Genomic DNA, 13,706 nt, shown 5'->3' with positions numbered 1-13,706 from the left:
CTAGAGTGGATATTTTACAGCTTCAACAAGAAATAATCGACTATAGTAAAACGATTGGTATCGATAAAATTGGTTTTGCCAGTGCATCTCCATTTGAAGAATTAAAATCACGACTATTGCGGCAACAGGAGTTAAACTATCAGTCGGGATTTGAGCCAAAGGATATTGAGAAAAGAACAAATCCAGAGCTGCTTCTCCCTGGTGCAAAATCAATTGTCGCAATAGCATTGGCTTACCCGGCAAAGCTCAAGGATGCACCGAGAAGTACACGAAATGATCGTCGCGGGATGTTTGCTCGTGCCTCTTGGGGCGAGGATTATCATCATATTTTACGGGACCGGCTGCAAAAGCTCGAAGCGTTTATTCTAGAAAAACTCCCCAGTGCTAAGTTTCAATCTATGGTTGATACCGGGGAATTATCTGATCGTGCTGTAGCAGAAAGAGCAGGAATTGGCTGGAGCGGGAAGAACTGTGCAATTATTACACCTGAGTTTGGATCCTATGTGTATCTAGGTGAAATGATTACGAATATCCCATTTGCTCCTGATACGCCAATTGAGGATCAATGTGGGTCATGCCGGGCGTGTCTCGATGCATGTCCAACAGGCGCACTGGTGCAAGGCGGACAAATTAATGCACAGCGATGTGTCAGCTTTTTAACGCAAACAAAGGATTTTTTACCGGAAGAGTTTCGTACGAAAATCGGAAACAGGCTATATGGTTGTGATTCCTGTCAAACCGCATGTCCAAAAAACAAAGGAATCGACTTTCATTTCCATGAAGAGATGGAGCCAAACCCAGAGGTTGTTAAGCCATTGTTAAAACCAATTTTATCGATTAGCAATCGAGAATTTAAAGAAACCTTTGGTCCGTTATCTGGTTCTTGGAGAGGGAAGAAGCCAATCCAGCGAAATGCAATTATTGCATTGGGCCACTTTAAAGACAGCAGTGCAATCCCAGAATTAACTCAGGTGCTAAAAGACGACCCAAGACCAGTCTTACGCGGAACGGCTGCATGGGCACTGGGAAAGATTGGCGACGAAAGCGCGTTTGAAATTTTAACAGAAGCAAGTTTAAAGGAAAAGGACGAGCAGGTCCTAGAAGAGATTGAAAAAGGATTGAATATGTTAGGTGAGTGAAGAGGATGCGATGATGCATCCTTTTTTTTATACTTATTCTGCGAAGACGCAAATATCAAAGATAAGACGCAAATATGGCCGCGAAGACGCAAATATCAAAAATACGACGCAAATATGGCCGCAAAGATGCAAATATCAAAAATACGAAGCAAATATGCCCGCGAAGACGTAAATATCAAAAGTACGAAGCAAATATGGCCGCGAAGACGCAAATATCAAAAGTAAGACGCAAATATGCCAGCAAACACACAAATATCAAAAGTACGACGCAAATCCGTCCCGCGTACACGCAAATCCATCCTCCGAACGCAAGGACGCATTCAGCCTACTAAATATTTTCTACTTAAAATCCATTTCCTTTCATATTGTGTAATATCACGGCTTGAAGGTGGTGTTGGTGATGAAGACGACATTAGCAAAGGTGATTGAGACAAAAGCTCAATTACTGGTTGGAAATACAGAAAGAACTTCCACTGTAAAATTACCAGATAAAGATCTTGAGTTTATTCGGCGGAAAAAAGAGCTACTTAGAAAACGTTCAGCGGAAATGGTCAAATGCCATACAAACGGACAAATCATCGGCAAAAATGAAGTGGATGGGAAAATGCATCTGAACTATCTTGTTCATTATCAATATTTAATTCGTCAAAATAAAAATCTGTACATCGAAGAGCATTGCGAAGAAAGAAAGGCTGTATTTACATTAAATAAATTAATAAGCGACGAAGAGGTTCCAAAGGAAATAGATAACTACTATGAACCCATGGACCGGGAAGTACCAGAAGAAGATACGAGAAGTTTTAAATATAACCGACTTGCAGCGGTCCAATACGCAGAGCGTTGGTGGAATGATTACAATCCAAAATATAAAAAGTTCACAGATAATTGTACGAACTTTATTTCGCAATGCCTCCATGCGGGTGGCGCACCGATGTATGGGTATCCGAATCGCAGTAAAGGCTGGTGGATGCAAAATAACAATTGGAGCTATAGCTGGACTGTTGCTAACTCATTAAGGTGGTATTTAACTGGATCACAAAGAGGTCTACAAGCAAAAGAGGTTTCCTCCCCAAAGGAGCTGTTATTGGGTGACATCATTTGCTATGACTTTGAGGGAGACGGGAGATTTAACCACAACACGATTATTGTGGCAAAGGATATGGAAGGCTATCCCCTTGTCAATGCTCAAACGCAAAACAGCCGGATGAGGTATTGGTCTTACTATGATTCAACAGCCTACACGCCAAATATCAAATATAAGTTTTTTCACATCATCAATAACTAATAATTAACGTGATTCGGCAGGAGGTAAAATGGTGGCAAATAGGCCAAGGCGCATTTGATTTTTATTTGGTATAATAACGATTGAGGTGAACGAAAGTGGGATTACACGTCGTATTATACCAACCAGAACTTCCTGCAAATACTGGGAATATCGCACGGACATGTGCAGCAACAGATACAACTCTGCATTTAATTCGACCACTTGGTTTTTCGACTGAAGACAAAAGACTTAAACGTGCGGGATTAGATTATTGGGAGTTTGTAAAAATACATGATTACGATTCATTAGAGGAGCTTTTTTCAACATATAAGGATGGAGAGTTTTACTTCATCACGAAGCTCGGAAAAAAAACACATACATCCTTTGATTTTAGTGATTTACAAAAAGACTATTTCTTTATATTTGGAAGAGAAACAACAGGTCTGCCTAAGGATCTTATCCAAAACAACACAGAGCGGGCTGTACGCCTTCCAATGTCGGGAAAAGTTCGCTCTTTAAACTTATCTAATACTGCAGCAATTATCGTATATGAGGCGTTAAGACAACAAAATTATCTTGAACTTACGTAAAATGAAAATGACCTCTACCATTTTTGGTAAAGGTCATTTTTAATACTATTTTTTGTTTACACTTGGCTTGTCTTCGTAGCCAGAAGTAAAGATAGCAGTTAAAAATGTTACAATTACGCCTAAAATTAGGATTAAATTCATGTGCTTTTTCCTCCTTTATGTATGAAGCTCAAATGATTTGAACCTTCAATTATCCTTCCTATAAAACACATCTACGTGTATTATAACCCAATTTCAATTTTGTGTGAATGTTATCTATGGACAAAATGTAAACATTTTCGCACCTTTCAAAATTAGGCACATACACTAGAAGGAACTCCTTTAACATTGTATACCCGTTTTTTTATTGAAATATTTTTCAATTTGTCCAATCGGGAAAACAAAGGTTATTTTTTAAAAGTGCAGAGTGGACATGTTGAATTTTGTAAGATTAAAGCATGTTAAAGGACATCCTCGCATACATTTTATTAAACCGTGCAAGAGACATCAAAGATGGAGGAGGCCCCTAATTAATGGATATCTTAAAAAAGATAGAACAGTTTCGTGAAGAGGAACAACGTTTGAAGTGGGAAGGAACCTTCGCTGAATATTTGGAAATTCTAAAGGAAAAGCCATGGGTTGCTCAGTCTGCTCATTCTAGAGTATATAATATGATCAAAGATGCAGGTGTTGAAGAGGAAGATGGACAACGTACGTACAAATTCTTCGATCACCAATTGTTTGGTCTCGAGGTGGCCCTTGAGCGACTAGTTGAGGAGTATTTTCATCCAGCTGCCAAACGACTAGATGTTCGAAAGCGAATTTTATTATTAATGGGACCTGTTAGTGGTGGTAAATCTACACTCGTTTCCATGTTAAAAAGAGGTTTGGAAACCTACTCACATACAGAGCGGGGGGCTGTTTATGCAATTAAAGGCTGTCCGATGCATGAAGATCCACTTCATCTTATTCCACATCATTTAAGGGAAGACTTTTTTGATGAGTACGGGGTTCGAATCGAAGGTAATTTGTCACCGCTCAATATGATGAGATTGCAAGAAGAATATGGCGGCAGAATTGAAGATGTAAGGGTTGAAAGAATATTCTTCTCTGAGGATAAGCGTGTCGGGATCGGAACGTTTAGTCCATCAGATCCGAAATCCCAGGACATTGCCGATCTAACAGGAAGTATTGATTTTTCAACCATTGCTGAATTTGGGTCAGAATCAGACCCGCGCGCCTATCGTTTTGATGGAGAATTAAATAAAGCAAACCGTGGAATGATGGAATTCCAGGAGATGTTAAAATGTGATGAAAAATTCCTCTGGCACTTACTATCCTTAACCCAAGAGGGCAATTTTAAAGCAGGAAGGTTTGCCTTAATTTCTGCAGATGAACTTATCGTCGCTCATACGAATGAAACAGAGTATCGTTCGTTTATTTCCAATAAGAAAAATGAGGCGTTGCATTCGCGTATCATCGTCATGCCTGTTCCTTATAATTTACGTGTTTCTGAGGAAGAACGCATTTATGCAAAGATGATTAAGGAAAGTGATGTCCGTGATGTTCATATTGCACCACACACCTTCAGAGTGGCGGCGATGTTTACCATTTTAACAAGATTAAAAGCGCCTAAAAAAGGTGATATCGATATTATTAAAAAGATGAGATTGTACGATGGAGAAAGTGTGGAAGGCTTTAATGCAGTCGATGTGGAAGAACTCCGAAAGGAATATCAGGATGAGGGTATGAGCGGGATTGACCCACGTTATGTGATCAACCGAATTTCATCAACCATCATTCGAAAGGAAAATCCATCTATCAATGCATTAGATGTATTGCGTTCCTTAAAGGATGGTCTTGAGCATCACCCGTCGATTTCAAATGAAGACCGTGAGCGCTATTTGAACTTCATTTCGATTGCTAGACGTGAATATGATGATATCGCGAAAAAAGAGGTTCAAAAGGCATTTGTATATTCCTATGAAGAGTCTGCGAAGACATTAATGGATAACTATCTCGATAATGTTGAAGCATACTGCAATAAAAATAAACTTCGTGATCCATTGACTGGCGAAGAAATGAATCCAGATGAAAAGTTAATGCGCTCGATTGAGGAACAAATTGGAATTTCCGAAAATGCGAAGAAAGCATTTCGTGAGGAAATCCTCATTCGAATCTCGGCCTATGCACGAAAAGGGAGAAGATTTGATTACAATTCACATGAACGTCTTCGTGAGGCAATCCAAAAGAAATTATTTGCTGACCTTAAGGACGTCGTAAAAATTACTACTTCGACAAAGACACCAGATGAGCAACAGCTGAAGAAGGTCAATGAAGTTGTAGCAAGATTAATTGATGAACACGGATATAATTCAACATCAGCTAATGAACTGCTTCGTTATGTAGGAAGCTTATTGAATCGATAACTTCAATCAAATATGCCTTGGCATTGTAATGAATGCTGAATAAAGTTATAGGGGTTAGACCGAATGTGGTCTAATCCCTTATTTTTCATTAGGACCTTAGTTGCGCAAAGACATGTCCATTTTTAACCAAAACAAAGGAACGCTATTAATGCCATAAATGCTGGAACTTGTCTATTTTTAAGACTTAATGCCCAATTCGCGAAATCTTTTGTCAATAATACGATATTTTTGCATAGTATAGAGTAATCTACTATTGCTTCATTTTTGTTTAAGGTAGATGGTAAATGGTCTCTTTTTTATTTCCAATCAGTGTAGATACGTACAGTTATTCGTTTTACGAAACTTTATCGAAAACCGTCAAGATAATGTATGAAGGTCAGTGTAAAAATGTGAATGGTTTTAAAAAAATAATTAGGGAGGGGAAAGATTATGTCGAAAGGTAATTCAAAGAATTTTGTCATTTCCCAAGAAGATTGGTCCCTCCATCGCAAAGGCCATGATGATCAAACGAGACACCAGGAAAAGGTCCAGGATGCAATAAAGAATAATTTACCTGATTTGATAACGGAAGAAAGTATTATCATGTCAAACGGAAAAGATGTCGTTAAAATTCCAATTCGATCATTAGACGAATATAAAATCCGTTATAACTATGACAAAAATAAACATGTTGGCCAAGGGGATGGAGATAGCCAGGTAGGTGACGTCATAGCTAGAGATGGCTCAGGACAAAATCAAGGGAAGGCCGGTCCCGGAAAAGGGCAAGGTGCAGGCGATCAAGCGGGTGAGGACTATTATGAGGCTGAAGTATCTCTCATGGAGCTTGAGGAAGCTTTGTTTAAAGAGTTGGAGCTGCCAAATCTGAAACGAAAAGAACAGGATCAAAACATTGTTGAAAATATCGAATTTAATGATATCCGTCGTACGGGTTTAATGGGGAATATCGATAAGAAAAGGACAATGATGTCAGCTTACAAACGAAATGCGATGGCTGGAAAGCCGAGTTTCCATCCAATCTATCGTGAAGATTTGAAATTTAAAACATGGAATGAAATTGTAAAACCAGATTCAAAGGCGGTTGTACTTGCGATGATGGATACGAGTGGATCAATGGGGATATGGGAGAAGTATATGGCAAGAAGCTTCTTCTTCTGGATGACTCGATTCCTGCGCACAAAATATGAAACAGTCGAAATTGAATTTATAGCCCACCACACGGAGGCAAAGGTTGTATCTGAAGAGGACTTTTTCTCAAAAGGGGAAAGTGGAGGAACCATCTGTTCATCTGTATATCGCAAAGCATTAGAAATCATCGATGACAAGTATCCAGCAGAACGCTTTAATATTTATCCATTCCATTTCTCGGACGGAGATAATTTAACGTCAGATAACGCAAGATGTGTAAAATTAGTTAGTGAGTTAATGAAGGTTTCTAATATGTTTGGCTATGGTGAGGTTAATCAGTATAACCGTCATTCTACCCTCATGTCAGCCTATAAAAACATTGAAGATGAGCGATTTAAGTATTATATTTTAAAACAAAAAGCAGACGTCTTTCATGCGATGAAGAGCTTTTTCAAGAAAGATGAAGAAAATAAGATGTATGCGTGAAAAAAAGAGAGGGGAGATCCTCTCTTTTCCTATGAAGCTATAGGGTAATTACATAAAATTTCTGTACAAATCTAAGTAGCCGATTTTTACCTGTTTTTCAGTCTTTTTGCAGTATCCTGGAATTGGATTTTTTCCTGGTCTTTGAGGTTTCTCCGTTTTTGGTCCTTTACCCGGTTTTACACAAGCCTCACCTGGTTCTTCAAACTGTGCCATAAATTCACCAAACGTATCCCAAACACCGTTCCAAATAATAGTACCATCCTGGTTTTGTTCAAAGTTTTGAATAGTAGCTAACGACTGAACGACTTCATCTGGAAGCACGACACCAGATTGATTTACGGATTGCGTACCGTCAAACATAAAGTTCTTATCTGTATCAGGATGTTGATAATTGTCCCTCGATTTCTCTGGACTATCTACAGTAAAGAATGATAGGAACCCATTAATTGTAAAATCAGGTATAATCTGACCGTATGTTGTGAAAATCATATTTCCACCAGCATTATTAAAGGCATAGTTGTTTTCTGCAATTACTCCTGGGTTACTATTACTTGTGATACCTGCTGCACCGTTACCAAATGCAACACTATTTTTGATGATGTGAGGGACATGTACACCTTCACCACCAAGCTTAAATCCATTTTTATCGCCAGCGCCAACAGTTCCATCTGTTAGGAATCCGTTGTTATAAGCAATACTTTCTTCAATAGTGACAGCTCCGATTGCACCCGTACCAACCTTTGTATAAAGGTCCCAGCCGTCATCGATATTATTGTGAGCAATTGTACCCCTGAAGATATTACCTTCACCAACCGTTAATTTTGCAGCAAAACCATCCGCATTATTATCAGACGGGTCTCGGTTATCAAATGATTCGCTGTTTAGAATTAAGTTATAGGATGGCCAATCAGCGATCCGATTCGAATCATCTGTACGGCTGATTTGTAAACCGGTGTCACCGTTCGCATATGTTTTAATATTTTCAATAATATTATGGTGTCCGCCAACTGTGTAACCTTTTGTGTTGCCAGCAGATTGTGTGAAATCTAAGCCTTTTACATGCCAATAGTTCCCACTATGAATAACACCTTCTGTTTTCTTATCAAAATCTATTACAGGTCGAGTTTCAGCCTCGGGGTCAGCCCATAAGTACTTCATTTCATCCTTAGTACCATCATTGTATTTCTTAATTTCTAGTATTCTATTTCTTACATATTGACCTTCCATCACATAGATGTGCTGACCTGGTTTTACAAACGCAATCGCTGTATCTAAGTCTAACGGCTTTTCCTTTGAGCCATCTCCAGCGCTTGAGCCGTTCGGTGATACATAAATATTTCCATCTTCAGCATAGGTTTTCATTTCAACTGTGAAGTTTTGAATAATTCGATCATAGTTTGTTAGTTTTTGAGTTTCGTCTGGGATGAATACAAAGCTAAAGTTTGTATTTGCATTTTGGGCTATCGTTGTTGGAATCTCAAATTTTTGTCCAGCCTTCATTGGTACATCATAACCAATCACTTCATTGCCTTCTTTAATTGTTACAGAACCATTAACATTGGATTGCACAATGAGTCGATAATTTGGTTCAGAGGTCTTGTCCAATGATAAAATGTCAAATTGAGGAGTGACCTCTTTAACAGGTGCTTCACCTTTAGGAGCATCTGTTGCAGCCGCAGTTGCCTTAAAGTCAATATTGCTAACCTCGATTGTTGCGACCCTTGCAGTGTAGAAACCAACATACGCTTTGCCATTTTGAACATTTAGGATATCTGGTGCATAGATATCTTTTTCGATCATCTGATCACCGTCATTTATGATTCCAGTAAATCCATTGTTTGTTTTCTTGAGAGTAAGACGGTATTCTTTCGTATTATCAGCTGTTGGTCTTTCTGCCTTTAGCATTTCTTTCTGTATGCCTTGGCTTCCTGTACCGTCCGGTGATGTTACCCCAGTTCTTACAAATAGTTGAGTTCCATTATCTTCTCTCGTACCACCCGAGAATCCGCCGATTGCAGCAATATTACTTGAAAAGATTCCTTTTTGGTCGCCACTTTCAAAAATAGCATCTCTGGCCATAATTCCGAAGGATTCTTGTCCATCATGAGGATTCTTTGCATATTCAATTACTTTAATGTCAGCCGAGAGTTCGAAATTATCTTCATCCGCATCAATTTCAGTGTAATAGAAGGAGATACCATCATGGTCACCGGTAATTTTACCTGCACCATCAACCGCTGCTAAACGAACAGTATCGTTTTCTAAGTACTCAATTGTATTTTTTCCGTCTGATGTAGATTGTCCAAAGCGAATAAACTCAAATTTGTACTCTACTTGATCTCTCACTGTAACTTTATAAGTAACCGGATCAAGAACATCCATCTTAGGTGTCACAGTTATCGAATACATTCCAGTCCTATCACTATTGAACGTGCTAGAGTCAATAACATATGCATCAGATGATAATACTTCCTGATCTCCATTATCGTATATCTTTGAAACCTCTAATCGATCAGATGTAAAACTATCACCAACCGTAAAAGTTGTAGTTGGATACTGAGTTATCTTTAATTTTAATGCTTCTTTTTCTTTTACATTGAAAGTGATCGTTTCACTAGCATCTTTATGGCTAATTACCACATTTTTGTTACCAGTTGTTTTAGATTCAAAACCGGAAACAGTGTATTCGTTATCCATTAATCTAACTTTTGATTTATCTTTATAGATGCCATAAACGACCATTCCTGTAAGGTCGAGTTCATCCCCGATAAAATACTGTGTTTTTGCAGGTTGTTTTACTACTTCCAGCCCTTTAAGTTCGGTGTCTTTAACAGTTACAGTAAAACTCTTCGTAACAGTTGGAAAATCCTTTGGAACAATAGAAATTGTCGTAGTTCCTGGCTTATTAAATGAAAAATTGTCGTCAATCGTTACATTATCAACGGTAAAGTCGATTTGGTCTTCGGAAAGCGAGTAAGTTTCTCCATTATTAAAAGTACCTAGTATTTCTGAACCTGCTGGATCAAATTTGTCGCCAGGGTAATAAACAGTTTTAGCTGGGTAATACTTAATTGATAAATCTAGTAATGTTAGCGCCTTAATTGTGAGATCAATAGTCTCTTTAGCACCACCGAAGTTAATAGTAATTGTATTTGTACTAACTGTGCTGCTATCGAATCCGGTAACAATATATTCATTTTCGGATAAAATAGCTTCTTCACCATTATCGTAAATAGCTTTAACAACTAATCCATCTAGGTTTAATTCCTCATCGGTCAGATATTCAGTTTTCATGTTTTCGCTGTTTACTTCTAATCTTTGCACCTTTTTAAGTTTGTTTAAATGAATGTCAGAATAGATGACGCTTATATTTCGCGCAGCAAAAAGACCAACATAATTGATTTCTCCAGTAAAGTCAGTAAAAGTTTTTGTTTCTTCACCAACCGTTAATTGATAGACATTGCCTTCTTTTCTAAGTTTAAGTATGTATTCCTCACCAGGTGCAGGGTTATTCGCGGTAAAGTCAAGTTCATCTGGGTATTTATATGATTCCGACCCCTCTTTAAAAAATCCTCGAATATCTTGTCTGATTCCTCCAACGGCAAGATAATCCCCTGTTTTTATTTCTGTTGAAATTAATAGATTGCTCCTAAGCATTACACCAAAACTAACTTGATTATTCGCATCAAAGGAATCAACTTTGACCTTTGTAGCCAATTCATAGTTTTCAGTAGGGTCAACTTGCTGAAAATAATAAGCGATTCCTTCTAAGTCATTTGCAATTTTCCCTCGATTGTTTTTTACACTCATATTGACCGAGCCGTCATCATTTTCCTTAATTAAAAAGTTATCAGCAGAAATTTTATCATTACCACCAACATCTCCACCGACAGCACCTTTCCAATTAGAGGATTCAGGAATTTGAATCATCTCAGTTGATACATCTTCAGCCGCTAACACATTCCAGCCTAAATTTGGCAACAATAAAAGAAAACACATTAGCACTGCTACAATACGTTTAAACTTTCTCACCATTTGCCCTCCTATTTTTTAAATTATTTGTAAACGATTACAAACATAGACTACCATAGCAAGGATACTCATTAATGTGTATAATTTGCTTGCAAAATGTTCGAATATTATGATTTTGGTAGCATCTAATCAAATGATTATATGTGTTATATAAAAAAGGGGCAAAAAGTCATTATTAATAGAAACTTAATTCTTTATTCATAGTTTGTTCATATTTTCTGGATAGTATAAAGACATGGAAAAGATAAGCTTTTTCATACCCCCCTTTTAAATGATCATATCATTTACAGTGTCCGGCTATTTAGCCGGATTTTTTTTGTCCATTAATTAAATCCATATAAAATGAATAGAATCCCGCGTTTCAACCAACATAAAAATATGGAAAAAATATAGAAAAAGGGGACAATTAAATGAAGCTTTCTCCAAATCAGATAACAGAACTACATGGTTTCAATAACCTTACGAAATCATTAAGCTTTAACATGTACGATATCTGTTATACAAGGTCTTTAAAGGAACGTAATGCATATCTTGAATATATTGACGATGTATATAATGCCGATCGTTTAACCGAAATATTAACCAATGTTGCGGATATTATCGGTGCAAATATTTTAAATGTTGCTAAGCAGGACTATGTACCGCAGGGGGCAAGTGTTACGATTTTAGTATCAGAAGGACCTGTTGATGAGTCACCCGATGAAGCGTTTGAAGAGTCCCCAGGACCGATTCCAGGATCTGTTGTTGCACAGATGGATAAAAGTCATATCACCGTTCATACCTATCCAGAATCACATCCAGATGAAGGGATTAGTACATTTCGAGCGGATATTGATGTGTCAACCTGCGGGGAAATATCTCCTTTAAAAGCATTAAATTATATGATCCAATCGTTCGAAACGGATGTAATGACGATTGATTATCGTGTGCGTGGATTCACAAGAGACGTGACCGGACATAAACTGTTTATTGACCATGAAATTAATTCCATTCAAAACTATATTCCGGACGAAATCCAAGAAATGTATCATATGATCGATGTGAATGTGTATCAGGAAAATATTTTTCACACGAAATGCAAGCTGAAGGAATTTGACCTCGAACATTATTTATTTTTCAGCAACACGAAGGAAAAACTTACACCTGAAGAGGAATTAACTATTGCAGAAAAGCTCATTACGGAGATGGATGAAATTTTTTACGGGAAAAATATTATTTAAAAGTGTTGACAATAGAATAAACTACATGTAAAATTGATTTTAATAATAAATATTTTGAATATTGTTCTCCTAAAGGGGAGTAGCTTTTACAGCAAAGTCGTCATTTCAGAGTGTCGCCACTCTCGGCTTTGTTGGCAACTTATTCGTTGTTAGCAAGACCTTTACCACGCTTACGGTAGAGGTCTTTATTTTATGACCTTTACCAATTACGGTAGAGGTCATTTTCGTTTTTAGGGCAAGATCGAGAGGTGAGAAAAGGTATGCTTAAAAGAAAGATAGAAACAGGATCATTAGAGGAATTAATTAAAAAGAATAAAGAAGAGATTTTACAAGACAAGGAAGAGCTTGAAAAGATTGAAAAGCGTTTAGATGATAGATATATAACAACAGTGAAGTAGTTTATTCTAGTGAAAGGCAATTATGTTTTTCCTAATTTGATAGAATAAAATTTTTATAGAAAGAGAAGGGAGATCTTTGATGGAACTTTTTAGCTTAGAATTTTTAACCGCACTTTTAGTTATTATTGGGATTGATTTGGTGCTTGCAGGAGATAATGCCATTGTTATTGGCTTAGCAGCTAGAAATTTACCAAAAGAACAACAGAAAAAGGCAATTATTTGGGGAACTGTAGGAGCGATTGCAATTAGGATTGCTGCAACCTTAGCAGTTGTATGGCTTCTTGGAATCCCAGGTTTACGAGTTGTCGGAGGTATCCTTCTTATATGGATTGCCTATAATCTGTTAACAGATGATAAAGGCCATGAAATTAAGGCAGTTGGAAGCTTCTGGGCCGCTATTCGAACCATTATTATTGCTGACGCTCTAATGGGTCTAGATAATGTATTAGCGGTTGCTGGTGCTGCTCAAGGTAACTTCTTATTAGTGGTATTAGGACTTATTATTTCAGTTCCAATTATGATTTGGGGAAGTACCATGTTCATTAAGTTAATTGATCGATTCCCAATCATCATTACAATTGGTGCAGCGATTTTAGCTTGGACTGCTTCAAAGATGATTGTTGCAGAACCATTCCTAAGCCCAGTATTTAGTAATGGCTTTGTGAAGTATGGCTTTGAAATCCTAGTTGTTGCTGCAGTTGTAGCAATTGGGTATTTGAAGCAGAAAAAAGCTTCGAACAATGCTGAAGAGCAACAAGAACAACAAGTTTTAAGTAAAGCTGAATAGTAAAATGATGGCGGACTCTTGTGTGGGTCCGCTTTTATATTGTATTGATTATTTTATAAAATGTGCATGGAAGAGATTGACATCTGGTTTAATCTGGAATATATTAATAATTGAACAGTGGTTAATATTATTTAGTCGAGGCATTAACCCCCGACTAAATAATATTAACGCTTCCAGCGGATGCCACGATTTTTTAAAGGAAATTTTTCACAGCGTAAGATCAAAGACTAAGAACGCCACATCCTGTGGCAACGTCT

9 protein-coding genes are annotated in these 13,706 nt (G+C 37.5%); 8 read left to right on the top strand and 1 reads right to left on the bottom strand.

The features are described 5' to 3' along the window. Nucleotides 1-5: 5 nt before the first annotated feature. The 5 genes from queG (at nucleotide 6) to yhbH (ending at nucleotide 7,012) form a co-directional block, all read left to right on the top strand. Nucleotides 6-1,139: a tRNA epoxyqueuosine(34) reductase QueG gene (gene queG / locus V7112_RS17595; protein ID WP_335422215.1), complete on the top strand. Its 1,134-nt coding sequence runs from the start codon at nucleotides 6-8 to the stop codon at nucleotides 1,137-1,139. 400 nt (nucleotides 1,140-1,539) lie between these two features. After that, the gene (locus tag V7112_RS17590; protein WP_335422214.1) at nucleotides 1,540-2,424 is read left to right on the top strand and encodes an amidase domain-containing protein; all 885 of its coding nucleotides are present in this window, start codon (nucleotides 1,540-1,542) and stop codon (nucleotides 2,422-2,424) included. A gap of 95 nt (nucleotides 2,425-2,519) precedes the next feature. After that, the gene (gene trmL / locus V7112_RS17585; RefSeq protein WP_335422212.1) at nucleotides 2,520-2,993 is read left to right on the top strand and encodes a tRNA (uridine(34)/cytosine(34)/5-carboxymethylaminomethyluridine(34)-2'-O)-methyltransferase TrmL; all 474 of its coding nucleotides are present in this window, start codon (nucleotides 2,520-2,522) and stop codon (nucleotides 2,991-2,993) included. 512 nt (nucleotides 2,994-3,505) lie between these two features. After that, nucleotides 3,506-5,401 carry a PrkA family serine protein kinase gene (locus tag V7112_RS17580; RefSeq protein WP_335422209.1) on the top strand — a complete coding sequence of 632 codons (1,896 nt, stop codon included), beginning with the start codon at nucleotides 3,506-3,508 and terminating at the stop codon, nucleotides 5,399-5,401. A 429-nt stretch (nucleotides 5,402-5,830) separates the two neighbouring features. Next, nucleotides 5,831-7,012, top strand: coding sequence for a sporulation protein YhbH (yhbH, locus tag V7112_RS17575; protein WP_335422207.1), 1,182 nt, complete (start codon nucleotides 5,831-5,833; stop codon nucleotides 7,010-7,012). A 48-nt stretch (nucleotides 7,013-7,060) separates the two neighbouring features. Here the strand turns inward: yhbH and V7112_RS17570 are convergent, their stop codons facing one another. Next, on the bottom strand, nucleotides 7,061-11,044 hold the full coding sequence (locus V7112_RS17570; RefSeq protein ID WP_335422205.1) for a bacterial Ig-like domain-containing protein: 3,984 nt from the start codon (nucleotides 11,042-11,044) through the stop codon (nucleotides 7,061-7,063). 410 nt (nucleotides 11,045-11,454) lie between these two features. Here V7112_RS17570 and speD point away from each other — a divergent pair, with 410 nt between their 5' ends. The 3 genes from speD to V7112_RS17555 all read left to right on the top strand — a co-directional run bounded on the left by speD (nucleotide 11,455) and on the right by V7112_RS17555 (nucleotide 13,449). Next, nucleotides 11,455-12,264, top strand: coding sequence for an adenosylmethionine decarboxylase (gene speD / locus V7112_RS17565; RefSeq protein ID WP_335422203.1), 810 nt, complete (start codon nucleotides 11,455-11,457; stop codon nucleotides 12,262-12,264). Nucleotides 12,265-12,524: 260 nt separating this feature from the next. Beyond that, nucleotides 12,525-12,662 carry an FbpB family small basic protein gene (locus V7112_RS17560; RefSeq protein WP_335422201.1) on the top strand — a complete coding sequence of 46 codons (138 nt, stop codon included), beginning with the start codon at nucleotides 12,525-12,527 and terminating at the stop codon, nucleotides 12,660-12,662. A gap of 79 nt (nucleotides 12,663-12,741) precedes the next feature. Continuing rightward, complete coding sequence (locus V7112_RS17555; protein ID WP_335422199.1) at nucleotides 12,742-13,449, top strand: TerC family protein; 708 nt, start codon at nucleotides 12,742-12,744, stop codon at nucleotides 13,447-13,449. The last annotated feature ends 257 nt before the right edge of the window (nucleotides 13,450-13,706 follow it).

Origin of the sequence: Bacillus sp. JJ1566, from assembly GCF_036962685.1 — a bacterium.
GTDB lineage: Bacteria > Bacillota > Bacilli > Bacillales > Bacillaceae_L > Ferdinandcohnia.
Note: the sequence above shows the minus strand (reverse complement) of the source record. Positions and strands in the feature narration are given on the sequence as shown.

Coding starts and splice junctions, on each gene's coding strand:
- V7112_RS17590 (WP_335422214.1), top strand. CDS start 1,540: ATGAAGACGACATTAGCAAAGGTGATTGAGACAAAAGCTCAATTACTG.
- V7112_RS17580 (WP_335422209.1), top strand. CDS start 3,506: ATGGATATCTTAAAAAAGATAGAACAGTTTCGTGAAGAGGAACAACGT.
- yhbH (WP_335422207.1), top strand. CDS start 5,831: ATGTCGAAAGGTAATTCAAAGAATTTTGTCATTTCCCAAGAAGATTGG.
- speD (WP_335422203.1), top strand. CDS start 11,455: ATGAAGCTTTCTCCAAATCAGATAACAGAACTACATGGTTTCAATAAC.
- V7112_RS17560 (WP_335422201.1), top strand. CDS start 12,525: ATGCTTAAAAGAAAGATAGAAACAGGATCATTAGAGGAATTAATTAAA.
- V7112_RS17555 (WP_335422199.1), top strand. CDS start 12,742: ATGGAACTTTTTAGCTTAGAATTTTTAACCGCACTTTTAGTTATTATT.